Genomic DNA, 25687 nt, shown 5'->3' with positions numbered 1-25687 from the left:
CCTGAAACTTAGTTTCAGGCTTTTTTTTATTTCTCGAACCGTTTCAATGTTGTTGTTATGATCTCAACGCAATCTAACAGTTGCTCCCTGTTCATTACCAGGGGCGGTGCAAAGCGAATAATGTTGCCATGGGTAGGTTTGGCCAAAAGTCCGTTTTCCTTTAGGGCCATACAAATATCCCATGCGGTCGAACTGTCTTCCGTATCATTGATAAGAATTGCATTCAACAACCCTTTACCCCTTACGCCGTTCACCACATTGCAGTTCGGTATAAATTTGTTCAACTCATCCCTGAACAGTAGTCCGAGTGTCTCGGCATTTTGCGCCAACTCCTCATTTTTGACTACCTCTAATGCCGCAATGGCCACGGCCGCAGCAATAGGGTTCCCGCCAAAAGTACTGCCGTGGTTTCCAGGTTTGATCACCCCCATAACTTCATCGTTGGCCAAAACAGCGGAAACGGGGTAAGCTCCTCCAGAAAGCGCTTTTCCCAATATCAAGATATCAGGCTTTACGTTCTCATGGTCTACTGCCAGCATCTTACCTGTTCGGGCTATTCCGGTCTGGACCTCATCGGCTATAAAAAGTACGTTGTGCTTTTCGCACAATGCCTTGGCTTTCCTTAAATAACCTTCAGAAGGAACGTATACTCCCGCCTCCCCTTGAATAGGCTCGACCAAAAAACCAGCTATGTTATGGTTTTGTTCAAGCACCTCGGCCAAAGCCTCTAGGTTATCATATTCTATTTTAATAAATCCGGCCGTATAGGGTCCGAAATTCTTACGGGCCACCGGGTCGTTCGAAAACGAAATGATTGTGGTGGTTCTTCCATGAAAATTGTTTTCACAAACAACGATCTGTGCCTCGTTCTCGTTCAAGCCTTTTTTCTCATAGGCCCACTTTCGGCACACTTTCAATGCGGTCTCAACGGCCTCGGCACCTGTGTTCATAGGCAACAACTTGTCAAAGCCGAAAGTTTCCGTGGCATACTTTTCATACTTTCCGAGCATATCGTTGTAAAACGCCCTTGAGGTAAGGGTCAAGGTATGCGCCTGATCGGTCATGGCCTTGACAATTTTCGGGTGGCAATGCCCCTGGTTTACTGCGGAGTAGGCCGAAAGGAAATCATAATATTTTTTCCCTTCAACATCCCAAACATAAACCCCTTCTCCCTTAGTGAGTACCACTGGCAATGGGTGATAGTTGTGTGCTCCGTACTTATCCTCCAATGCAATAGCACCTTCAGAAGTGATTTTTTCTAAAACTGACATGATAAAAATTACTTTTAAATAAAACTTCAGTAATTCCTTCTATACCTTTTTCCTTTCGAAGATTCGAAAATTCAGCGTAGGAGAGAAATCATCCTTGTAGAGCTGCAAACTTAACAAAATTAGTTGGCAGTTTTAAAAAGAACCTTGTAAAAAGCGACCAAATGTTTCCTTATCAAGTCTTTACACCTGCATTAAGTCTTTATCCCCACTAATCTAGCCTCCCCTACGGACCTGATTTATACGGTACGGACAAGACAAAAGTCATATTTAACTATTTTTAATAAGTCCGATCGTAACGATAGTTATAATAAATGCATCGGGATGCTTACTTTTGCGGCATGCGAAGAAAGAACAAGCGACAGGTATTCGAAAACGTAGAGGTTGTAGATGCCGGTGCAAAAGGAAAAACTATTGGTAAAGCGCCCGACGGAAGGGTTATTTTTTTGACCAACGCCGTACCTGGGGACATTGTAGACGTACAGACCACAAAAAAGCGCAAGGCTTACTTTGAAGGTGTCGCTACCACTTTTCACAACTTTTCCGACAAACGTGTAGAACCGCAATGTGAACATTTTGGGGTTTGCGGGGGATGCAAATGGCAAAATATGGGCTATGAGCACCAACTTTTCTACAAACAAAAGGAAGTAGAAAACAACCTAAGACGGATCGGACATTTAGAACTACCCGAAATTACACCTATATCGGGTTCAAAAGAGCAGTATTTCTACCGTAACAAGATGGAGTTTTCCTTTTCAGATAGCCGCTGGCTTACCCTTAAGGAAATACAATCGGACAATAATTTTACGGACAAGAACGCGCTCGGATTTCACATTCCCGGAATGTGGGACAAGATCCTAGACATAAAAAAATGTCACCTACAGCAAGATCCCTCCAATGCCATTCGATTGGAGACCCGTGATTTTGCCATTAAAAACGGACTCACATTTTTCAACCCGAGGAATCAGCACGGGCAATTGCGCACCCTTATGATACGCACGGCCTCGACAGGGGAACTAATGGTCATGATACAGTTTTACGAAGACGACAAAGCAAAACGTGAACTTCTGTTGAACCACCTCAAAGCAACTTTTCCCGAAATTACTTCGCTTTTGTATGTAATCAACCAAAAACAGAACGATACCATTTACGATCAAGAAATTGTCTGCTTCTCCGGTCGTGACCATATTTTTGAGGAAATGGAAGGCCTGAAGTTCAAAATCAACGCGAAATCATTTTACCAAACGAACTCGGCCCAGGCCTATGAACTGTACAAACTCACCCGTGAGTTCGCCGATTTAAAGGGAGACGAACTCGTTTACGACCTATATACCGGCACTGGAACCATTGCCCAATTCGTGGCCAAAAAGGCCAAGAAAGTCGTAGGAATAGAATCGGTACCCGAAGCTATCGCCGATGCAAAGGCCAATGCCGAACGTAACGAAATCGACAATGTAGACTTCTTTGTGGGCGATATGAAGAATGTCTTCAACCAAGAATTCATAGAGGCCAACGGTACGCCCGACGTTATCATTACCGACCCCCCAAGGGACGGGATGCATAAAGATGTGGTTCAACAGATCTTGAACATAGCTCCTGATAAAGTAGTTTACGTCAGTTGTAATAGTGCTACGCAAGCCCGCGACCTAGCCTTAATGAAAGATACTTACCAAGTAATAAAAGTACAACCGGTAGATATGTTTCCGCAAACACATCATGTTGAAAATATCGTACTTTTGAAAAAGCTATAGCTTTATGAACAGATTCAAAATAATTTTTATCATCCTATTGGGTATTCTTTCTTTTTCCGCCTGCGAAAAAGACGACATCTGTACCGATTATGATACGCCCCAACTGGTCATTCGTTTTTACGATGTCTTAAACCCCACGGAATTCAAGGATGTACAAAACCTTATTGTCTGGGGTATTTTGCCCTCTGGTGGAAAAGACACCATAGCCAATGTGGCTTTAGACTCCATTGTCTTGCCCTTGCGCGTCGATGCCGACAATACGTCCTTTGCCCTTTCACGACAGCTTAGCATCGATGACATCAATGTAGATACCCTAACCTTTAATTACGATGTAACGGAACTGTACAAATCTCGGGCCTGTGGCTACATCGCCAATTTCGAGAACTTAACCGTAACCGTAAAACAAGACGACTCGGTCTGGATCCAGACCATAGATGTAGATAACGCACTTATTGAAAACACAGCTTCTGCCCATGTTAAGATATTTCACTAGTCTCTTTTTTCTTTTGGTTATCGCTGTGGGATCCTCACAGAGCGAGCCTATAGACCTGAACAAAAAAGACACCACGGTCTACAAGCAACGTTACGGCCTTAGGGTCGGAGCCGACTTGAGCAGGCTTGTGGTTTCCTTTTTCGAAGACAATTATACGGGACTCGAATTGGTCGGGGATTACCGACTTACCCAAAACCTTTATTTGGCCGCTGAACTAGGGAATGAGAAAAAAACGATAGGCACCCCCCTCGGCGCATTGGTCGATAGTGAAGATGGCGACCTGTACAACTTTACCACATCGGGTAGTTACATCAAACTAGGGATAGACTATAACACCTATGGCAATTGGTACGGTGAACAAAACATGATATACATTGGCGGGCGTTACGCTTTCAGTACGTTTAGCCAAGAATTGAACGCTTATAAGATTTTTGACACCAACCGTTATTGGAACCCTGACGATTTTGCCGTTGGCACCGATGCCCTTGGCAAATACGAAGGCCGCAATAAGTCTTGGTTGGAGTTTGTTGTTGGCCTCAAGGCTGAAGTATTGCGAAACCTCTTTTTTGGGGCGAGTGCCCGCCTAGGCATCTTAATAACCAACAAACGCCCCGAAAACGAGCTTGATGACCTTTTTATACCCGGCTTCAACAAAGTTACCGATGGCAGTCGTTTTGGCGTAGGCTATAATTACTCCATTAGTTACCTGATCCCGCTCTACAAAAAGAAGAACGAGCCAAAAAAGAAAGAGGTACAGCCCGAACCTGAGCCGAAGCCCGAAGCCAAGGAACGTCCGAAAAGACAATAGTTTTAAGCATTGTAGGGAAGCCCTGCCCTACTCTTCCTTATTCTTGTTCATATACTTGGCCTTCTTACTGCCTTCGTACATGACATACTTTACCAAGCGTGACTCAAGGTGGCTGTTGAATACCTTTATTTTTCGTGAGGGGCGTAATCCTACATATTTGAGGGCCTCCATATTGGAGGTGATGAACCAAGCTTCAGTACCGGGATATTTTTGCTTTAAGGTATCACCTATAGAAGCGTAAAAATCTTCCATATCTAAGCTCAATCGCTCTCCATAAGGAGGATTGAAAACCATGTGCAATTTACCTTCGGTGAACTTTTCCGTATCGAAAAAATTCTTTCGTTCGATGCTTATATATTCAGAGAGGTTGGCATTCTCTACATTATCAATGGCCTTACGGACCGCCGATGGCGCCTTATCGTAACCGACAATCTTATAGTGGAATTCGCGAACCTTGTTCAAGCTTACCTCAACGATCTTGTCGAACAGGTCTTGATCAAAATCATGCCATTTTTCAAAGGCAAATTCCTTTCTATTGATATTTACCGGAATGTTACAGGCGATCATAGCCGCCTCGGTAAGCATGGTACCACTACCACACATGGGGTCTAGAAAATCGCATTGCCCGTCCCATCCACTCATGAGTAAAAGACCTGCCGCCAACACTTCGTTGATCGGTGCTATATTGGTAGCGGTACGATAACCCCTTTGGTGCAAAGACCTTCCCGAGCTATCTAAAGACACATTACAATGCTCGTTATGGATGTGAATGTTGATCCGTACATCAGGAAACTTGACATCAACATTGGGTCGACTGCCGTCCATATCCCTAAACTTATCTACAATCGCATCTTTAACCTTTTGCGACACGTAGAGTGAATGTGTAAAGTTATCGGAATTGACCGTAGAGTCTATAGCAAAGGTGGTATCGACCGAAAGGTACTCGGCCCAATCCATTGCATAGATCTTTTTATAAAGTTCATTTTCGTTACGAACCGAAAAAGAATGAATAGGTTTAATGATCTTTATAGCCGTACGCAAACATAGATTGGCCTTGTACATAAAGCCGGTGTCGCCTTCGAAAGCTACGTTTCTTACCCCTTCTACTACATTGCCGCCACCGAGGTTACGGATTTCCTTGGCCAAAATCTCTTCGAAACCAAAGAGGGTCTTGGCGACCATTTTAAAATTTTTACCCATGTCTTATTCTAAAGTTGCCGCAAAAATACAGTATTTTAGCCGGAGAAATACGAACCCGCCCTCTGCTTTCTAAAATGCCGTTCGCCCTTTCGTTATCGGAAGGATAAAAATCGTATTTCAGAAAATTAAAAAAAGTTGGTTTCGTCAGTGTAATTAGTACCACAATTCTAAGACTAAGAGCCTCGATAAAAATGATTTTCCGTTAATGAATTACGCCTTACCCATTTTTGCCGTTCTACTGAGTTTTGCCTTTGTTTACATCGTAAAACCCACGAACCGAAGTCATTTTAAGCTACTTCTTGCCTTTAGTGGCGCGTTTTTGCTGGCCTTGACCTTGTTCGAACTGTTTCCGTCGGTGTACGAGTATGGCAACCCTAAAGATGTGGGCCTATTTGTTATGCTGGGGATTTTGTTCCAGATTTTTTTGGAGTTCTTTTCCAAAGGGGCCGAACACGGCCATGTTCATCTAGATGCCGAGAAAGAGTTGTTCCCATGGTTATTGTTCGGCAGTCTCTGCCTTCATTCGTTTCTAGAGGGATTTCCTATACACGACCACGACACCATCCTTTATGGGATATTGATTCACAAAGTACCTATTGCCGTAATTCTAAGCATCTTCTTACTCAATTCAAAAATACCCTTGCCCAAGGCCTTTTTCTTTATTACCATATTTTCATTGATGACCCCCTTGGGCAGTTATATCGCCGACCACGCGGAATGGGCCACGACCTACTTCGCCTATATCAATGCACTGGTCATAGGTGTGTTCTTGCATATTTCCACGGTTATACTCTTTGAAAGTTCTGAGGGCCACACCTTCAATCTTCGCAAGATAATCGCTATTATTTTCGGCATTGCAATCGCATATTTTCTATAGGATGTTCAGCAAAGCGGAATCAAAAAAATTACGGGAAGACTTCTGGATCGCCTTTGGGAAATCGTATCCCAGAAAATGGATATTGTACAACACCAAGGTGAAAGGCCTCGCCTTTAAATTTCATTTCGATCTGAAAAAAGCCATGGTTTCCATAGATATCGAAACCGATGACCTAGAAAGGCGTATCACCCTTTGGGAGAAATTTCAATCCCTGCAATCCCTACTCCAATCCGAAGAATACCTTCCCGACGCTGTTTTCGATGAAGCCTTTTTTCTATCGAACGGAAAAGAAATTTCAAGAATATACGTCACCTTGGAAAACGTGTCGATCCACAACAAGAACACTTGGCAAGAAACCATGATCTTTCTAAGCCAACACATGGCACGAATAGAACTGTTCTTTCAAGACTTCAGGGAAATTATCGAATAGGCTCAAGAAAGCTTCATACGGAGACGAAGTCCCTTCTCCAAGCCCGTAAGTTGGGCCATGCCCAATGCCCTTCCGATAAGTGAATAGCCCGGGTAAAAATCACCCTGCCGTTTTTTATCATCCAACAATACATGACCGTGGTCGGGCCGTAGCGGAATGGCCACATCGGTTCTACCGGAGCCTTCCCGTTTCAACTGCTCTTTTATAAGGGCTTCCATTACCTCATCCATCATCACCGAACCATTGAGATGCTCGGCTTCGTAAAACGCGCCACTCGGGCTCAATTGTACATTCCTTAAATGGATAAAATGAATACGATCGCCAAAATCTTCAATGACCTTCACCAAATCGTTATTAGGCGAAGCACCTAAGGAACCCGAACAAAAGGTAAAACCGTTATGCAGTGAGGGGTAACAATCGCGAATAGACTTAAAATCCTCGTAAGTCGAAGTTATTCTTGGAATCCCGAAAACCGAAAAGGGGGGGTCATCGGGGTGAATGGCCATATGGATACCCAACTTTTCCGCCTCTGGCAATATGGCTTTAAGGAAGTAGGTCAAATTCTCTTGAAGCCCGCTTTTTGAAATTTGGCTTACCCTTGCCAAATTCTCCTTGAAAGCGGACATTTGAATAGCTTCTTTGCTTCCGGGTATACCCGCAAGAATAGCATTTTCCAGTGCCTGTTTTTCTTGGGCGGACAAGCTTTTAAAATACGCTTCCGCCTGACCTACCACACTCGCCCCATATACTTCAGCTGCATTCTTTCTTTTTAAGATATAGAGATCAAAGGCCGCAATGGCAATTGGGTCATAACGTAAACTTGATGTTCCGTTGGGCAATTGGTAATCGAGATCGGTACGCGTCCAATCTATAAGCGGCATAAAATTATAGCAAATTGTATAAATATTGTGCTGCGCCAGGTTCTTCAAGGTTTGAATATAGTTCCCTATATACATATCCCTTTCCGGAAGGCCGTATTTAATGGCATTGTGGATGTTAACGCTCTCTACCACCGACCATTCCATACCATGCCGCACGATTTGATTCTTTACGTCGGCAATGGCCTCTACGGACCACACCTCACCCGTAGGTATACTGTGGCAAGCCGTAACGATACCTTCGGCACCCAATTGTGCTATATCGCCCAAGGTCACCCCAAAATCGGGCCCGAACCATCGGTAAGTCTTCTTTAGGTAGTCCATATCAAACTCCGGTAAATGAATTGAAACCACCGTCTACATCATACACGGTTCCCGTTACAAAGGAGGAAGCTTCACTCAAAAGGTAATGCACCATTCCATTGAGTTCCGACGCATCCCCAAATCGGTTCATAGGGGTTTTCGCCAGTATTTTTTTGCTTCGCTCCGTATAGGAACCATCTTCGTTGATCAAAATCTTTCTGTTTTGATTTCCTATAAAAAAACCAGGAGCTATGGCATTCACCCTAATTTTATCATTGAATTTAGCAGCCAGTTCTTCGGCCATCCATTTGGTAAATATATCAATGCCCGCTTTGGCCATGGAATAGCCCAAGACCCTAGTTATAGACTGCTTCGATGCCATGGAGGATATATTGATAATGGAACCATAGCCCTGCTCCGCCATTAATTGGCTCATTACAATTGTGGGGAGTACACTACCAAAGAGATTGAGGTTTACCACTTCTTTGGTGTCTTCCAGTGAGATGTCAAAAATTGTCTGATCTGGTTGCATGGTGGCACCGGGCAAATTCCCCCCGGCCAAATTGATCAAACCATCGATCTTGCCATGGGCTTCCTTTATCTTCTTTCGTAAAAGCACCAGTTCATTTTCCTCCATCACATCCACAACATAAGCCGCGGTACTACCTTCTGAAATGGCGTTTAAGGCTTTACGTTTGGCGTCTAATTTTTCAACCGACCGCCCCAAGAGAATTACTTTGGCCCCATTTTGTATAAGGTATTCCGCTATGGACCCCCCTAAGACCCCAGTGCCCCCGGACAGGGCTATTGTTTTTTCTTTTAAATCAAAAAGGTCGGTCATATCTAGTTTTTCTTGGCCAATTCGTAGGCCTTGGTGGTCGTATAGTATTTACTGATCATGTTGGGCACTTCCCATTGAGGCAGTTCCCCGGCTTCCATATACTTCAAATAGTTTTCGGTAACCTGGCCAAAATGGGCTTCATGTCCGATTTTAAAAGTATCGGGAATATTGATTTTATAGCTACCGTCTTCCATTCTCTCCATGGTCGTACCTTGAAACTGCCTTGTTATCTTATCGGCGATGGCCTTGTTCAACACCTCTTCAAATCCGTCTTTTTGATGGGGTACGACGTACAAGGTAGGTTTGTAGCCCTCTTCCTTTCCTTGTTTGATGATCAGGTCGCTTTTGGTGCCCCGCATGATACTATAATGCGTATCGCCCGTGCCTTCAGGTGCTTGATAGTTCCAGATTACCGATACCTTGGCATGTTTGCCATTGATTTTATAGACCATTTCACCATTACAGAACACATTCAGTTTATCATCCTTTATATCCTTTTTTAAATACTCAGGATAGCCATCAAGGCCTGTGACTTTCTGGAATTCGTCGGTGGTAAGTACGGTAGGCCAACGTTTGGCCTTTACCATTTCAATATTATTGGTATCTATAATTTGATTAGGGAAAGCTTCCCATTGTACCAAATCTACCAAGTGGGTCGTAACATCAACGATGCCTTCCCCCTCTTCGTTTACGTCAAAAAACCAAGCCGGACGCACTAGGGGCTGGCCGGAAACATACTTAAAAAAGTGATGCACACTTTCCTTACTAATAGCCGGTTCTTCGGGCGTACCGTCCACTAATTCCCCGAAAACATCGGGCAATGCGGAAAAAGTTTTTTGCATTAATGTGGTAGACTCGAAACGTTCGGTCATAATATCGTAGATCAACACCCCGTTCTTCTCTGCGATATCAAAAGCCTGTTGCAGTTTTTTGAATCCCTCAGGATTAATAACCAAAGGCTTATCGGCATACACGTTCAATCCTGCCTTTACCGCCTCAAGTACGTAATCTATTTTTTTACTGTTCTTACCGGCAACGATCATAACATTACCCGGTTTATCGGCGATCATTTTTTCGAGATAGTCATCGCCTAAGTATTTTTCGACTTTCCAGGCCGTGGGTGACTCTTCGCGAGAATTATAACTGTTTATCTTGTTCAAAAAATCTTTTACTTCAAGACCATCGGGGGCAAAAAGATAAATCGTGGAATCAACTTGGGGGTACATTTTTTTCTGGACCAAGGCAGCATGAAAATGACCGGGATCTAAAGTCATTAATTTCACCCTGTTCGTTGTCTTTGCTTCGACCATTTTAGTATCCGTTTTTTTTTCGCCACATGCGATGCTGAGCAGTAAAAGTAAAAATGCGATTTTATTTTTCATGTAATCACCTGTTTGTATCGCCCTAGACCAAAAACCGGTTCAGGCGTCTTTTTCTTTCTATTGAATAAAAACGTTGAAATTGTTTAAAAAGCCCGTTCGAAAGGAACGGGCTCTTTGGAGTTTAGTATTTTACATAATCCGTTCCGTAGGGCTTTCTTTGCTCACGGTGTAGCATGGCATTGGCCTCGGCGTCATTGATAAAGACTTCCTTATCATAATCCCATTCCAGTTTTCTATCGAACTGCATGGCGATGTCACTGATCAAGCAGATGGTACAAGCCTTATGTCCTTTTTCTATTGGTGAAATAGGAGCCTTTCGGGTCTTGATACAATCTAACCAGTTTCCATGTTGGTCATCAATTTTTTCTAGGTGGATTTCATTTTCACCGATTACCGATTCCAAAATCTTGGGATCGGAAGCATTTAAGGCCTTACTGCTCTTTTCCTTATCCACTGGATCAGTGGCGGAAGCTTGGTAAGAACCACGTGAAACGAAAATCCATCCATCCGTACCTTCGTAGCGGATACCGTTAGTATACCCTCCACTGGTGTATACCGTAATACCATTATCATACTCGTGTTTTACAAAGAAATCGCCATGTACGTTCCACAGACCCGATTTTGGGAATTCGGCCAAAGCCTCTACGGAAATAGGCCCACTTAATTCGGTATTCATACCCCATGCCGCGGAATCATAGTGGTGCTGTCCCCAGCCTGTAATCATTCCGGCACCATAATTACGCGAACGCAACCAGCCCGGTCTGCTATACCCATCTTGGGGATGCACCCCTATCTCGGTATACGGTACTTCTGGGGTAGAACCCAACCACATATCAAAATTCAAATTTGGAGGTACGGGCATTGCAGGTGCTTCAGGACCTGCAGGATCGCCCGGCAAACCGATTTTAACGGTATGAATTTTACCAATACGACCATTTCTTACCAATTCTGCGGCAATCCTAAATTGCGGCATGGCACGTTGCTGTGTTCCGACTTGTAAAATGGCCCCTGTTTTCTGAACAACCTCACGCAATTGTTGACCTTCCCTAACGGTTAAGGAAGTAGGTTTTTGAACGTAGATGTCCTTTCCGGCCAAGGCAGCTTCCATTGCCGGTTGGGAATGCCAATGATCGGGTGTACTGATCACTACCGCATCAATATCTTTATTCAAGAGCATTTCGCGATAATCATCGTATATTTTTGTTCGGTTATATTTGGCCTTGCCTGTCTTTTTTTGATAAAACCCATCAACTAAAAGCTTCGCATCTGCCGCCCTTTTGGAGTCAACATCACACACCGCCAAATAATTAGCTTGGTCAAAACGAATGGTATCGTGAATATCATGACTTCGAGCAATACGGCCACAACCGATCTGCCCGATGTTTATTTTATTACTTGGTGCATTCTTGCCCAGTACATGAGCCGGTACAATGCTAGGAAACCCCACCAAAGCGGCGGTACTTAAAGCTGTTCTGTTGATAAATTTTCTTCTCTCCATCGTTGTATTTGGTATTTCTAATTATTGATTATATCTATATTGGGTTGTTGGGCAAACGATTGCCAGTACGCTTCGGCTTCCTCGGCTTTCAATGCTCCGTCAAAAACTACCATTCGGTAGTTCAATTCATATTTTTGACCCGGTTCTATCTTCCATCCTTCATGCCGTATCGGACAAAATTCAAAGAACATATCGCCCCTGCCCCCATTGGCATCTATAGGCCATATCCGCATGGGTTCGGGATGTTTTCTGTTGTTAGGGTGACTCATAAATAAAATGCCATTTGTCCCCTTCCCGTCCGATGATGCTCCCGATACAATACACCATCTGGCATTGGTCCCGTCCGCCGTTAAACGGTCGTTGCCCTCCGAAGTCAGCACCGTACAATTATCGGCCTTCCACCTTTCGTTAAAACGTAGCCCCAGTCCACCACCATAGCGGTAGGCCTCAAACAAAATTCCGTTTTTCAAGGGCGTACCGAACTCGCTTTTGTAATCGAGCATATAGCGGTCAGGCCGGTTCAAGTTCCATAAACGCACCTGCAAATCTTCGTTCAACGCCACTTGGGGCTCTTTTTTGGTCTTAAGATCAATATGTTCTTGAGCTGCGGTAAACGAGGCATAGACATCGCCCGATTCCACATTTTTAAATTCCTTAAACAGAACCGTTCCCATACCTTCTCCCAAGTTCCAAAAATCGACGCGTTCCCCATCGACTTGGGTATGGGTCCATGGCCCCCATAGTCCATAATGATGGTAATGATCCTCAGGCTGGATTCGGGTTAGCGTATCGCCCTTTGGGGTGATAATCGGATGAATATATCCGGATTTTTTAAAAATGGAATCCACTCCTTTCGGCGGATAGGTCATTTCATAGCGATAGGAAACAGCAGGCTTATTTTGAAAGCCCAGCTGTAAACTACCATTTTTCTTTTTTTCTGAAATACCATTTTCAGATTTTAACGAAGATAATCCGTTCTCCAAACGAAAGTTTAAGAGACCCTCATTATTGTTTCCCATCACCGGAAGGAACCAGATTTTATGTTGTTGCCGGTCTACCTGAAAAGGAAGCTCTATGCTTTCTTTTCCATCTTCCTGAAAAAGAACCATAGCTTTTTCTATATCTATTTGAGCTTTTTGGGCCCCGGTCAAACCAAAACTGACCGGCCGTGTTAGAAAAACCCCGTCACCTTCTACCAATGTAAAGCGCATTGACTTTTTGGTATTACAAGACCAAAAGGTCGAAATAAGAAAAAAAAGAGCAATTGTACGCATAAGCAACAGTATAGATGACGGAATTTTAACAAAAACTAACTCAAACAAACTTCATATTAACTACCACTCTCCGCTTCAGGTATACTGGTCAGGGGAGCAACGTTCAGTTCCGCACCAGGGTAGCCTTCATTTTGATTGATACGCCCTTGGGTATTGGCGTTTATTGCCGATGAAGGCACGGGCCATAATACGTGGTAGGGACTCATGGTATATTCATCGCCATGAATTGTTTTAACTCCTTTGTTATAAAAATCGGTAACCTCCATAATTCGGTCGTACCAGAAATTCTTTTGCGAGAAGTTGTCCATACTATAGCTTTCCCCGTTATAAGCGGTTTTTCCGGTCATAGCAAAAATGTAGGCTATTCGCGTAAGTTCCGTCTTTCGTGGTTCTTCGTAATACAATTCACGGGCGCGCTCATCAAGTATAACATCTATGTTTACATCTGTGGCCGCTATATCGTCGGCTTCGGCCCGTCTTCTTACGGCATTGATATCATTGGCCGCCTCTGCCAGGTTTCCTTTCCAAAAATAAGCTTCGGCCCGCAATAAATGGGTTTCCGCTATACGAAAAACGTACCAATCCGAATGTCCACCTTGAGGTTTAACGTTCAAGGGATCTGGAATAGAAAATTTATAATGCGGAAAATCATACCAGTTACGAATGGTATCGGAACATAAGGCCGTACCGTCAGGAAGATACAATTCTAAATTCTTACCGTAATACGAATTACCCGCTTCTTTCAAACTTGGAGCATTATACACCAAATCTTCCATTTGAACCCAGTTGCCATCTTTAAACCTTTGGTCGCTATTGGCATCTTTCCAGATTTGCTCCGTACTATAGGCCGTACCACGGTTTCTACCAATACCTCTACCATATTCAAAAACCTGGTTGATCTCAGCGTCAGGTGCATCGGACATTCCGTTCTGCCCATCGGGAGTATTGATAAATCGCCACCATAAAGGCACGGCTTGACGTTGTACGGTCGTAGCGGCACGTGAACCGTTGTCTTCAAATTCCAAGCGACTGATCGACATCAATATACCCTCTGTATTACCAGGTATACTTTTGTTCTGGGGCCTGTGCAGGTCCCAAGTCACATCTTTGGTGGCATCGCCGGCCGTAGAACCGAACCTATCGGTCATTAATTTAAACTGACCGCCATCAATAACCTGTGATGCCGATGTAATGGCCGCATCAAAATCGGCCAATGCCAAGTTTACTTTGGTCAGTAAGTGCAAGACAGCGGCTTTATTAACATCCCCCTTGTTAGAAACTTCGGGCACCATGGAAACGGCGGCGTTCAAATCATCCCTCATTTTCTCAAGAATAGTCGTTCGACTCGTACTGACAAAATCGAGTTTAGGAGTTTTTACCTCTTCCTGTACAAAAGGTATATCGCCAAACTGCTGTGTAAGCCTGTAATAGAAATATGCCCTTAAAAAATAGGCTTTACCGAGAATTTCATCGCGTTGTTCGTTACTTTCAAATTCTGCATCGTCGATTCTTCCAATTACCGTATTATTGAACTTAATACCTTCATAAAAGAGGTTCCAGAACCATCCAATTCTATTGCTATCGGAGCTATTCAAGTTGGCATCCGGCAGGATCAACAAGTTTAAATCTTGGGCCGGCCCCGATTTGTCGGTAGTTCCTTCCACGGCAACCTCTGAAAATATATTCTCCGTAATGATCGGTGCCCCATCCCCGTAGAATTCCGAAGTAAGTCTTGCCAATGCATTATTATTTAAGCTACTCAATCCATCAGGCGTATTCAGGGCATTACCTGGGGTAAAAAAGGATTGAGGTTCCGCATCTAAAAATTCTTCCTCACACGAGATAAAGGCCAAGGCAAAGACAAAAGTCAGGCCTAATAAGGTTTTTCGATATTTATATAATTCTTTATTCATTGTCTATTTATTTAGAATATTAAAGGCTAATGTCCAACCCTACCGTAAAGAATCGAGGCGTGGGCAAAGTGGGGTTATTGCTTCCGTTAGAATTTCTTCCTTCTATATCGGTCGGCTCCGGATCATAAAAATCCCAATGTGGCGCCCAAACAGCAAGGTTTCTTGCATTGGCATATACCCGTAATTTCTGAACCGCAAATTTTTGAGTGAATTCCGTTGGAAAACGATAGGCTATGGTCACATTGTTCAACCTTATGAACGAAGCATCCCTCCATATACCGTAACTCGCACTACCATCACTTGAGAACAACCTCGCATATTCATTGGTCGGGTTCTCAGGGGTCCAGTATGGCGTTTGAATGGAATTGGTCCGGTCAATAAAGCCATTTCTGTTCTTGGCTTCGTTGAACAAACGTTTCTGTCCCCAATTGGAATACATCTCAAAAGAAAAGTCGATGTTTTCGAACAAGGTAAAGCGATTGGACATTGCCGCTTGGAATCTCGGTGTTCTATGGCCGATAAACTTTTTATCCTCATCGGTAAACAAACCATCGTTATTTACATCCCTAAGTTTGAAATCCCCTGGGGAAAGTCCGACTGCCGCAGCAGCTTCGGCCTCGTCTTCCTGAAAAACACCAAGAACCTCATAATCCCAGATTACATCGGAAGCCTCACCGATAAACCATCGGTTTGAAATATCGTCAAGCTCTTTTCCATTTTCATCTAAATCACCGTACAGTTCGTTGATCTTACTACGGTTGAGCGAAAAATTGAAGTTCGTGGTCCAGTTAAAATTCTCTTTGTCATAATTAAGGGTAGAAAGACTAAATTCAATTCCCTTGTTCTCTACCTCACCAAGGTTGGTAAATACGGATGTAAACCCAATAATATCTGGAAGTCTTCTTTCAACAAGAAGATCGGTTGTGATATTCCTGTAGGCCTCGATCGATCCTTCTACAATACCATCGGCCAAACTATAATCAAGACCAAAGTTTATCGCCTTTGTAGTTTCCCATTTTAAATCGGGACTCTCTTGGGTAAAATTGTTAAAAGTCGGTACGGTAAAGACCTCCCCGTCGGCATTGGCATTTAGGTATTTACCCGCCCTGAGTTGGGATAGGGACACAAAGCGACCAATTTCCCTATTTCCATTTTCACCATAGGTTGCCCTTAGTTTTAAAAAGTTTACGAACTCGGAATTAAAGAAGCTCTCATTCGAAATGGTCCAAGCCCCCGCAATAGAAGGAAAGTACCCTCTCTTATTACCTGCCCCAAAGGCCGAATAGCCATCTCTTCTCATCGTCAAGGTAAGAAGGTAACGGGAGTCATAATTGTAATTGAAGCGGGTCATAAACGCATCGCCCGTACTGGTTACATCTTCACTACTTACCGTAGGAACGGTACCCAATTCAAGACTACTGAAGCCTAAGGCATCATTGGGCTCAAATGTAGTGGCGTTCGCTATGGTCTCATAAGACCTGAACTTTTCGGCATATGCCAAGAAGGTCAAATCGAATTGATGTTTGTCTATGGTCTTGTTCCATCTTAAGATATTATCCAATTGCCATTCCGATATTCTTCTATTGGCCCTAGAACCTTCACCCACAACATTTCGAGGACTTGCCGATTGTAGATGTCTGTAGTACTCCCTAAATTCCAATCTGTTGGTATACCCTAATTCATAAGTAAATCCCAAGGGCAATTTTACCTTGGCATACACTCGAGAATTGAACGTATGTTCCAAATCTATCAAATCGGTAAACTGTTGAGATAAAAAAGCATTGGTCGCCCCGGCCCCACTGTCGTCTTGGGGACTCAATCTAGGGTTGCCATCATCATCGAACTCGGAACCAAACGGAGACGACCTTTCTATCTGCAACCTATCTGCCGCAATAAACCCTTCATCACGTTTGGCAAATTGGGTATTCATACCCACGGTCAACCAATCGTTAATATCGGCGTCAAGGTTCAACCTAGAACGTAAGGTCTGAAACTTTTCACCATCGTATATGCCTTCATTAGAAGTACGCCCTACGGACCAATAATAGTTTAGTCCGTTATTTCTTCCGGAAATACTGGTATTGATATCATTTCTGATACCGGTTTGAATGATACGATCGTACCAATCAATAGACTTTCCTTCCAAGTAATTATTAATTTCAACATCTTGAAATCCGATACGGTTCAACCAAGCCCGTGTAGGATCACCCGCAGAACCATCGTATGCCAACCACTGCTCTACAGTAACCCCTTCCGGTAAATTGTTAGGATTATCATATCGGCCCGGATTATCTTTTGTCAATTGTGGGTTGATACTTTTGAAGACATCAGTTCTCCAGTTGGCGTAGCCTTCCGGTCCATATGGTCTTTCCTTATAGGCATCCGTAGCTATACCCACACTCGAATTGATATTAATAGTAGGCTTATCGCTGGTTCCTCTTTTGGTCGTAATCAAAATCACCCCACTTGAGCCCCTAGCACCATAAACCGCAGCAGAACTAGCATCTTTCATTACATCCAAACGGTCAATATCTGATGGGGCAATATCTGACAAGTCGCCATTATATATGATACCGTCCACTACGATCAAAGGATTGGACCCTGCCGAAAGACCATTGTTTCCCCTAATTCTAATATTACTGACCCCTTTAGGCCCAGAGGACAAACCAATACTTAAACCCGCAACATTACCACGCAAAACGTCGGTAACGGAATTCGTAGATTGGTCGGCCAAATCTTCTGCCTCTACTTGAGAGATGGCACCTGTTAGGTCTTTTTTCTTCACCGCCCCGTAGCCGACAAGAACTACCTCGTCAAGGGTGGAAGCACTTGGCTCCATAGAAGTATTGATCTGAGACTTGCCCTCAATGGCAATTTCTTGTTCGGCGTAACCAATGTAACTTATTACCAAAGTTGCATTTTGATTGGAAACCGAAATGGAATAATTCCCATCAAAATCGGTAGACACCCCATTTGTAGTGCCCTTCTCCACGACGGAAGCGCCTGGCAAGGGAGCATCGTATTCATCCGTTACCGTTCCCGTAACCGTAAAATCATCTTGCGCTAATGCCGAATAAGACAAAAGCAGCATAGGAAGCAAGAAAAATAGCGTTCGTTTAAATAGCTTAAAATCGCTTAATAGTTGTTTCATACAAAGTGTATTAAAATTGGGTTTGATTATTTAGGTCTAGTTGACTCGAAACAAAACTATAAAATTTTATGTATTACGCAACCGATTGCGTAAATTAATTACATAAAAATTGATAATTACCCAATATACAGGCTTTAAATTTGCCTAAAACCACAAAAACAGACACTACTTTCCAATTAAAAAGAAATTATCCTTGTATATTTCGATTTGTTGCGTAATATTGTTGCGATAATATTGCACAAACAAAAATGGCAAAGAAAATAACCATATACGACTTAGCGCAGAAGCTGAACATCTCTCCCGCTACCGTAAGCCGTAGCCTAAACGACCACCCGGCCATAAGCCAGAAGACCAAAGACAAAGTATTGTCGGTAGCTAAGGAAACCGGTTACAGAACCAACAAGTTTGCCGCCAATCTCAGTAAGCAGAAATCCAACACCATTGGGGTTATCGTTCCTAAACTGAATTCCAACTTTATGTCTACCGTTTTATCCGGTATAGAAAAGATTGCCAATGATATTGGATACAACTTAATTATTAGCCAGTCTTTGGAATCAGAGAAAAAAGAAAAGCTAAACGCCAAAACCCTTTTTGATAGCGGCGTTGATGCCTTATTGGTTTCTCTTGCCTACGAAACCGAAAATTTCGACCATTTCACCACTTATACCGACAGGAAAATCCCCCTTCTATTTTTTGATAGGGTCTGTGACCTACCGAACTGCCCCACTATTTCCATAGATAACCACGCCGCAGGTTTTGACGCTACCCAACATTTAATTGAACAGGGCTGTAAAAACATTGCACACATAAGCGGTAGCCTAAAGCGTAACGTGTATGCCGATAGATTTGACGGCTATCAAAGGGCATTGTACAAAAACAACATTCCTTTCAAAGAAGAAAATCTTTATGAAAGCGACCTAAGTATAGACAATGCAAAGACCTTTGTGGAACGTATAAAAAACTCCAAACACAAAGTGGACGGTATTTTTGTGTCAAACGACACCTTTGCCGTACATTGTATCATTGAGTTGAAAAAGGAAGGGTTTCGTATACCCGAGGACATAAAGATCATTGGATTCAACAATGATCCGGTATCGGAAGTCATCTCCCCCAATTTAACCACCATAGAGTATCCCGGGTACAAAATGGGAATTCTGGCAGGCGAGAGCATTATAAGTCACTTAAGCGGCTCTATCAACATTCAATCCGCAGATCAAATCATCATTAAACATAAATTAATAGCTAGGGAATCTACCCAGCGCTAAAGACTCGTATTACCCATGAAAAAGAATATTACCGCCTTATTTTTACTTGTTACCGGTTTCATTTTCGCACAACAAACCGAAGATTTCAAGATTACCGATGAATGGCTTGCCAAGATTGAACGGATGGCCCCGTCCGAACCTACGGTAAAGAACGTATCCAAGAAAAAGATATTGGTCTTTTCAAAAGCTACGGGATTTGACCATTGGACCATTCCGCATAACGCAGAAATGCTTAAGATTTTAGGCACAAAAACCGATGCCTTTGAAGTCCACATCGCTTACGACGTTGAAAGCTTCGATAAAAAGAACCTAAAAAAATATGATGCGGTTGTATTTAACAATTGCAATCCCTCAGGACCGAAGCGAGATTTGTTCTGGGATTTATTACAGCAAAATTCAAATCTTCCAGACCAAGAAATCACCGCCCTATCAAAGCAGTACGAAACCAATTTGATGAACTACGTAGCCAAGGGTGGCGGACTTATGATCCTACATGGCGCCATTACCGTTCAGAACAACTCTAAGGAGTTCAGCCAAATGACCGGCGGCAGCTTTGACTACCATCCGAGACAGCAAGAAATGCACGTTAAGGAAGTAGACCCTAAGCACCCCTTAGTACAAGCCTTTAAAGGAAATGGCCTTACCCATGTGGATGAACCCTACTTTTTCAACAATGCCTATTTCGATTATAACTTCAGACCCTTACTTTACATTGAAATCGATAAGCTAGAAGGCATGAAAAAGGAAGTCGACGAAAAGGTAAACTATGTTTCTTGGATCAAAAGACATGGCAAAGGCCGTGTTTTCTATAGCTCCCCATCACATAACGCCCAAAGTTTAGACCACCCAGAGTTACTTCAGTTTTTCTTGGATGGCCTACAGTATGTTGTCGGCGACTTAAAATGTGACGACTCCCCTATCGGAAAATAAAGGAATTTAAAATCGTTGTTTTAAACTAGGGTTCTTTTGACTTGCACAAGGATACTTTCCGTATTTCCACTACCGTAAACAAGGCAAAAACCGATTCAGGCCGCGCGAAGCATCGACAGTACAAATAGACAGGGGCAATGCAAAACCACATGGTCTTGCATTGCCCCTTACACTTTCTTAGGTCGCGGCAACCCCTAAGCCCAATGATACGGTCTTAAGCCTTTCCAACCACAGAAGAAATCAGGTTAGAATATCCTTCATTACGTGTCCGTGTACGTCGGTCAATCGAAATCTTTCTTTGAAATAGCTAGGTTAATAAGAATTCTTCTCTTTAGGTCAAAAATACTCATTTGACAATAATCATGGTCATCATCCAATTGCAATTGTAAATGATCTATTACACCAACTCAAGTTAGCCTGTTATTCTCTCTTCTTGTATTAGGCGCCGATTTACTTCTGTAATGGAAACTCCATCCAAGAATACAAGACGATCATCAACGGGAAGCATTTTTGCTCTTTACAAAATTGAGGTAATTATAAGGTTAAAGTCTTAAGTAAATGAATGTGGTTATAAATGAAAGTTTAATTTTCTAGTTATAGTTTCTTTTGGATTCTATTTTTAAAATCACCAATAAAAACACTTCCAAAAGTGTTATAAAATAAATAAGGGTAAACCACAACATTTAACCATTATAAACCATGATATAAAAATCGTTTTTTTTAGGATATTATTTCCTTAAGTACTTCCATAAGTTTACCACAATAATATATTCTCACATAAAATGTAAGAAAAGTTATTTTTAATACAATTAGAGTAATAAAACGGAATTATAATCAATACGCTTAAGACTTAATCAGACCATAATAAAAAAGCAAGCAAGAATATAAAAATCTCTTAAACAATAACATTATGAACAAACTAAGGTATCAAATTTTAATAGGTATTCTGGCGTTTTTGGATCAAAAAAAATATTAAAAGCAAAATCTATTCGTGTTTAAAAAACAGTAGCGTTCAGCATTGCAATACTAAATTGTATACCCTATAAAACAAATCAATTCGAGTGCCATTGTAAGCTTCCCTTAAAACCGAACTATTTAAAAGTAGAATAATAATCTTAAATTTAAAAAGTATTATGAGGAAGAGTAGATTTTCACCCACGCAGATCGCGAAGATTTTAAACGAGTTCGATAATGGCAAGACCGTTGCGGATATAACCCGTGAACACGGTGTGAGTTCGGCCGCTTTCTACATGTGGCGTTCGAAGTACGCCGGAATGAGCGACAAGGAGCTCAGGCGCATAAAGGAACTGGAAGAAGAGAACCGAAAGCTCAAGCAGATGTACGCCAACTTGGCTTTGGACCATCAAATGGCGAAAGAGATCATCGAAAAAAGCTCTGAAGCCTTGCCGTAAGCGCAGTATCGCCAAAGAACTTGTTCATTGCGGTATCAGCAGGGCGTGCCGTGTATTGAATATGAGCAAGAGCGTCTATTATTATAAACCTTTGCCAAAGGACGATACCGAAATAGAGGATGCCTTGCGGCAAAAGGCAAAAGAACATTTGGAGGAAGGCTTCTGGAAGGCCTACGACCGTTTGCGCAATGAAGGGAAGCCATGGAACCATAAACGGGTCCACCGTGTGTACAAGGCCCTTGGACTGCCTTTGAGAAGAAAAGTAAAGAAACGTTTGCCCGCAAGGGTGAAAGAGCCCTTAGAGGTGCCTGATGGACTTAACCACACTTGGAGTATGGACTTTGTGACCGATGTCCTGAAAAACAAGAGACGCTTCAGGTCGTTCAACGTTATCGATGATTTTAATCGAGAAGCACTTCATATAGAAATCGACTTTTCCTTGACCAGCAATCGCGTTGTATGGGTACTCAACCATCTCATCAATAGGAAGGGGAAGCCGAAAAAGATAAGAATGGACAACGGCCCGGAGTTCATTGCCCACATAACCAATGATTGGAGCCAGATGCACGGGATAGAGTTCAAATATATCCAACCGGGCAAGCCGCCCCAAAATGCTTTTGTGGAAAGGTTCAACGGAAGCTACAGACGTGGGGTGCTGAACAAATATATCTTTGAAAACCTAGACCAAGTAAGGGAGCGGACACAGATCTGGATGAACAATTATAACCATCATAGGCCCCACGATGCCTTGGGTAAAATACCGCCCGTAAAATACGCAGAACTTAATTCTTTTGGGGCTAGCCCCAAAAGAATTAAAAACAATAACTTTAATGAAGTTTTAGAAAACTAAGCAGTTCTATCTAGGGGGAGCTTACAAGTTCTACCTCTTATTTTTGTTACTATAAACAAAGAATACTAGTAAAAGTTTCATCAATCTTTTAAGAATCTTATTTTTTTTGTTAATAAGATGATTTGAAACTGGTAATAAATAAAAATAATTTAATTTTACAAAACGGCAGAAGAGATATTATTAATATTGATCGAGTTTGATTAGGGATGTTGATGGAAGAAAATTATAATAAGCTTTTATTAAAATGGCTGAATAGGGAATTAACTCTAGAAGAACAGGAGTTATTCGAGCGTTCTGAAGATTATAATTACTACAAGTCCATTATTGATGGAGTTTCAAAGCTTAAGGTCCCTGGGCAACAAACAGAGGAAGAAGCCTATTCTGATTTTCAGGCAAAACTTCAAAACAATAATACAGATTACGAAAGACTTTTAGTAAAATGGCTTAACAAGGAACTCACAGCAGAAGAGCAAGAATTGTTGGAGCGTTCTGAAGATTATAAAAGCTACAAGTCCATTATTGATGGAATTTCAAAGCTTAAGGTCCCTGGGCAACAAACAGAGGAAGAAGCCTATTCTGATTTTCAGGCAAAACTTCAAAACAATAATACAGATTACGAAAGACTTTTAGTAAAATGGCTTAACAAGGAACTCACAGCAGAAGAGCAAGAATTGTTGGAGCATTCTGAAGATTATAAAAGCTACAAGTCCATTATTGATGGAATTTCAAAACTTAAGGTCCCTGGGCAACAAACAGAGGAAGAAGCCTATTCTGATTTTCAGGCAAAACTTCAAAACAATAATACAGATTACGAAAGACTTTTAGTAAAATGGCTTAACAAGGAACTCACAGCAGAAGAGCAAGAATTGTTGGAGCATTCTGAAGATTATAAAAGCTACAAGTCCATTATTGATGGAATTTCAAAACTTAAGGTCCCTGGGCAACAAACAGAGGAAGAAGCCTATTCTGATTTTCAGAAAAAACTCCAAGACAGTACTGTAAGCAAAGGAAAGGTAATCCATTTAAATGTTTTACGATATATAGGTTATGCAGCTAGTGTTATATTTATAGTTGGTTTGAGCCTATTCTTCTTTGGAAATACGGTTATTGAAACCTCTATTGCTCAACAACAAAACGTTACTTTACCAGATAATTCTTTGGCTACAGTCAATGCCTTATCCAAATTAACGTATAATAAATACCTTTTTAGTTTTAATCGAAAGTTAAACCTGGATGGGGAAGTATTTTTTGAAGTTCAAAAAGGAAGCAATTTTACTGTGACTACTTCTAATGGCGATATACATGTCTTAGGAACAAAATTTAATGTAGTGTCACGGGATAATTTTTTTGAAACAGCTTGTTTTGAAGGTAAAGTGCAAGTTTCTACTATCGACGATAACACCATATTAACTGCAGGGAAAAAAGTAAGTTTTTTAGACGGCATTAAAAAACAAGAGGTTTTTGATAAAAATACCTCTGATAAAAAACCAACCTGGACTATTGGAATTAGTAATTTTAAAAGTACTCCTCTTAAACATGTAATCAATCAGTTAGAATCACAATTTCCAATTACTATTGATTATAAAGGGATAGAAGATAAATTATCTATGTTATATACTGGTAGTTTTCCTCATAATAATTTAGATAATGCTTTAGAAAACGTATTTCTTACCATGGGCATTGAGTATTCAAAAGACAAAGATGACAGTTCTCTAATTATTTTAAAAAACCAAAAATTTAATCGTAATTAATAGGTTATACCAATATATTTTGTCTTTCTTTTTTTGAATTATTTTGATAGCAATCAAAAAATGGTCTATGCCAATCACAAATTGAGGATAATCCTCAATCAGTTCTTAACCATATTATGAAAAAAAGGTAGGACTATAAAATAGCTAAACCCTCTGTATTTTTAACTTACACAGTTTTTGGGATAGTGTCACATTTTACAACATTTCCCTTTTCTGATGATAGTTTTCTATTACATCTACTTTTTCGGAATCACACAGCTAAACGAAATTTAATCTCTAAATCCAAGAAACTAGTTGTAGCTTTTATACGGCAACCTGTGTTTAACCGCTAGTCTATAATCCCTGACAGAAAATAAGGAGTTAACGTTATTACGAGTTACGCCTTCTTAATCTCTTCGACATTGCTATATCAATTCGTCCTAGTGTTTCTATCAAAACCAATCCATTACTTTGGTTTAATTTACTTTTATCTAGAATTGATATTATGCTAATAAATATTTTTTTGATATCATTATCAAGTAACATTCCTACCTGTTATTTTTTACCTTTCATAGATCTTCCCATCATCCTATTATTAAGCACACTCATTGGGAAACCTTTAACCTGTCCCATAATTGTATTTCCTGCCTGCGATCCCATTTCTGCCCCTTGACCTACTAAAATATTGGCATAACGAGGAACTTTAAATACTACAAATATCATAACTACCTGCATAGCCATAGAGAATATAATATCACTATCAGAAAATGAAGTTGTCTCTACGGGGAGTAATATGATAATTGTTTGTACGATACTAAGCATAGGCAGCCATAAAAGAACAGATATAAAGCCTTGATACCAACTGCCAATTACTTTTTCGTTTCCTACAATAAGTGAAAAGGCCAGCACAAAGGGTCCAATTATTAGATAGATACACTTAACAATGAGCTGCCTGAAAAGAATATATCCTCCAGCAACAGAAGCGATAAAGAATACAATAAGATGTATAAGCTCAAGGAATGGATGCAACTGAATGACATCATCAACTCCGCCACCATCTACACCTCCTGTATCTTGGGTATATGCCATTTTATCACGAAATAATTTCATACTACCGGGTGTCGCACCTCCTACTTTAGTTGCCCCATCAAGAACGATTTCATTTACAATCTCTACTGGTTTTTCTATTAGTAAAACAACCAGCTCTGTATAGAGAACTAGTGCTGCCAAGATTAAACATGGACGAACCAATGTAGAGACATCTAATTTCTCATTTTCTCCCAACCATGATTTGATGACATGGTATCCCACAAATACAACCATAATAGCTGCCGCCAAAAGTCTTACAGAAGGTAAAATAGCATCTACAAAAGCTAAAATTTTTGGTTCCAGCGTAGATTCAAAATCGGTAAGTACCGCATAAAAATCCATAA

19 protein-coding genes are annotated in these 25687 nt (G+C 41.5%); 9 read left to right on the top strand and 10 right to left on the bottom strand.

Features of this window, described 5'->3' with window-relative positions:
- Nucleotides 1–26: 26 nt before the first annotated feature.
- The gene (gene rocD / locus ZOBGAL_RS14785; protein WP_013994465.1) at nt 27–1271 is read right to left on the bottom strand and encodes an ornithine--oxo-acid transaminase; all 1245 of its coding nucleotides are present in this window, start codon (nt 1269–1271) and stop codon (nt 27–29) included.
- A 338-nt stretch (nt 1272–1609) separates the two neighbouring features.
- Here rocD and rlmD point away from each other — a divergent pair, with 338 nt between their 5' ends.
- The 3 genes from rlmD to ZOBGAL_RS14770 are packed head-to-tail and all read left to right on the top strand — an operon-like array spanning nt 1610 to nt 4320.
- Nucleotides 1610–3019, top strand: a complete 1410-nt coding sequence (gene rlmD / locus ZOBGAL_RS14780; RefSeq protein WP_046287520.1) for a 23S rRNA (uracil(1939)-C(5))-methyltransferase RlmD — start codon at nt 1610–1612, stop codon at nt 3017–3019.
- A 4-nt stretch (nt 3020–3023) separates the two neighbouring features.
- Complete coding sequence (locus ZOBGAL_RS14775) at nt 3024–3512, top strand: DUF6452 family protein (RefSeq protein WP_013994463.1); 489 nt, start codon at nt 3024–3026, stop codon at nt 3510–3512.
- Nucleotides 3493–4320 (top strand): DUF6048 family protein, encoded by an 828-nt coding sequence (locus tag ZOBGAL_RS14770; RefSeq protein WP_013994462.1) that lies wholly within the window; start codon nt 3493–3495, stop codon nt 4318–4320. Before ZOBGAL_RS14775 ends, ZOBGAL_RS14770 begins: the two co-directional genes overlap by 20 nt.
- Before the next feature lie 27 nt (nt 4321–4347).
- On the opposite strand, the gene ZOBGAL_RS14765 is transcribed toward ZOBGAL_RS14770, so the two are convergent.
- The gene (locus tag ZOBGAL_RS14765; protein WP_046287519.1) at nt 4348–5520 is read right to left on the bottom strand and encodes a THUMP domain-containing class I SAM-dependent RNA methyltransferase; all 1173 of its coding nucleotides are present in this window, start codon (nt 5518–5520) and stop codon (nt 4348–4350) included.
- A gap of 205 nt (nt 5521–5725) precedes the next feature.
- Between ZOBGAL_RS14765 and ZOBGAL_RS14760 the strand changes: the two genes are divergently transcribed.
- Together ZOBGAL_RS14760 and ZOBGAL_RS14755 are read left to right on the top strand one after the other, a co-directional pair.
- Complete coding sequence (locus ZOBGAL_RS14760; protein ID WP_013994460.1) at nt 5726–6397, top strand: ZIP family metal transporter; 672 nt, start codon at nt 5726–5728, stop codon at nt 6395–6397.
- A 1-nt stretch (nt 6398) separates the two neighbouring features.
- Nucleotides 6399–6827, top strand: coding sequence for a DUF4268 domain-containing protein (locus ZOBGAL_RS14755; protein ID WP_013994459.1), 429 nt, complete (start codon nt 6399–6401; stop codon nt 6825–6827).
- Between the two features lie 2 nt (nt 6828–6829).
- Here ZOBGAL_RS14755 and uxuA read toward each other — a convergent pair whose 3' ends face one another.
- The 7 genes from uxuA to ZOBGAL_RS14720 all read right to left on the bottom strand — a co-directional run bounded on the left by uxuA (nt 6830) and on the right by ZOBGAL_RS14720 (nt 18067).
- Nucleotides 6830–8029, bottom strand: a complete 1200-nt coding sequence (gene uxuA / locus ZOBGAL_RS14750; protein ID WP_013994458.1) for a mannonate dehydratase — start codon at nt 8027–8029, stop codon at nt 6830–6832.
- Nucleotide 8030: 1 nt separating this feature from the next.
- On the bottom strand, nt 8031–8849 hold the full coding sequence (locus ZOBGAL_RS14745; RefSeq protein WP_013994457.1) for an SDR family oxidoreductase: 819 nt from the start codon (nt 8847–8849) through the stop codon (nt 8031–8033).
- 2 nt (nt 8850–8851) lie between these two features.
- Nucleotides 8852–10231 (bottom strand): putative oxidoreductase C-terminal domain-containing protein, encoded by a 1380-nt coding sequence (locus ZOBGAL_RS14740; protein WP_013994456.1) that lies wholly within the window; start codon nt 10229–10231, stop codon nt 8852–8854.
- Between the two features lie 121 nt (nt 10232–10352).
- Nucleotides 10353–11729 carry a Gfo/Idh/MocA family protein gene (locus ZOBGAL_RS14735; protein ID WP_013994455.1) on the bottom strand — a complete coding sequence of 459 codons (1377 nt, stop codon included), beginning with the start codon at nt 11727–11729 and terminating at the stop codon, nt 10353–10355.
- Nucleotides 11730–11746: 17 nt separating this feature from the next.
- A complete protein-coding gene (locus ZOBGAL_RS14730; RefSeq protein WP_013994454.1) occupies nt 11747–12940 on the bottom strand; it encodes a DUF6807 domain-containing protein in 1194 nt (397 codons plus the stop codon).
- Between the two features lie 119 nt (nt 12941–13059).
- Nucleotides 13060–14916: a RagB/SusD family nutrient uptake outer membrane protein gene (locus ZOBGAL_RS14725; protein ID WP_013994453.1), complete on the bottom strand. Its 1857-nt coding sequence runs from the start codon at nt 14914–14916 to the stop codon at nt 13060–13062.
- A 19-nt stretch (nt 14917–14935) separates the two neighbouring features.
- Nucleotides 14936–18067 carry a SusC/RagA family TonB-linked outer membrane protein gene (locus ZOBGAL_RS14720; RefSeq protein WP_013994452.1) on the bottom strand — a complete coding sequence of 1044 codons (3132 nt, stop codon included), beginning with the start codon at nt 18065–18067 and terminating at the stop codon, nt 14936–14938.
- A gap of 248 nt (nt 18068–18315) precedes the next feature.
- Between ZOBGAL_RS14720 and ZOBGAL_RS14715 the strand changes: the two genes are divergently transcribed.
- The 4 genes from ZOBGAL_RS14715 to ZOBGAL_RS14695 all read left to right on the top strand — a co-directional run bounded on the left by ZOBGAL_RS14715 (nt 18316) and on the right by ZOBGAL_RS14695 (nt 24275).
- A complete protein-coding gene (locus tag ZOBGAL_RS14715; protein ID WP_013994451.1) occupies nt 18316–19332 on the top strand; it encodes a LacI family DNA-binding transcriptional regulator in 1017 nt (338 codons plus the stop codon).
- A 15-nt stretch (nt 19333–19347) separates the two neighbouring features.
- On the top strand, nt 19348–20262 hold the full coding sequence (locus ZOBGAL_RS14710) for a ThuA domain-containing protein (protein WP_013994450.1): 915 nt from the start codon (nt 19348–19350) through the stop codon (nt 20260–20262).
- A gap of 1133 nt (nt 20263–21395) precedes the next feature.
- Nucleotides 21396–22524, top strand: a protein-coding gene (locus ZOBGAL_RS14700) for an IS3 family transposase (RefSeq protein ID WP_148560715.1) whose coding sequence is annotated in 2 segments (ribosomal slippage) — nt 21396–21649 and nt 21648–22524 — 1131 coding nt in all. Because the reading frame shifts where the segments join, the coding sequence is not laid out codon by codon here.
- A gap of 212 nt (nt 22525–22736) precedes the next feature.
- Nucleotides 22737–24275, top strand: coding sequence for a FecR family protein (locus ZOBGAL_RS14695; protein ID WP_013994445.1), 1539 nt, complete (start codon nt 22737–22739; stop codon nt 24273–24275).
- 534 nt (nt 24276–24809) lie between these two features.
- Here ZOBGAL_RS14695 and ZOBGAL_RS14690 read toward each other — a convergent pair.
- Complete coding sequence (locus tag ZOBGAL_RS14690; protein ID WP_013994444.1) at nt 24810–25685, bottom strand: transposase; 876 nt, start codon at nt 25683–25685, stop codon at nt 24810–24812.
- Nucleotides 25686–25687: the final 2 nt, after the last annotated feature.

This window comes from Zobellia galactanivorans, assembly GCF_000973105.1.
GTDB classification, from domain to species: Bacteria; Bacteroidota; Bacteroidia; order Flavobacteriales; family Flavobacteriaceae; genus Zobellia; species Zobellia galactanivorans.
Note: the sequence above shows the minus strand (reverse complement) of the source record. Positions and strands in the feature narration are given on the sequence as shown.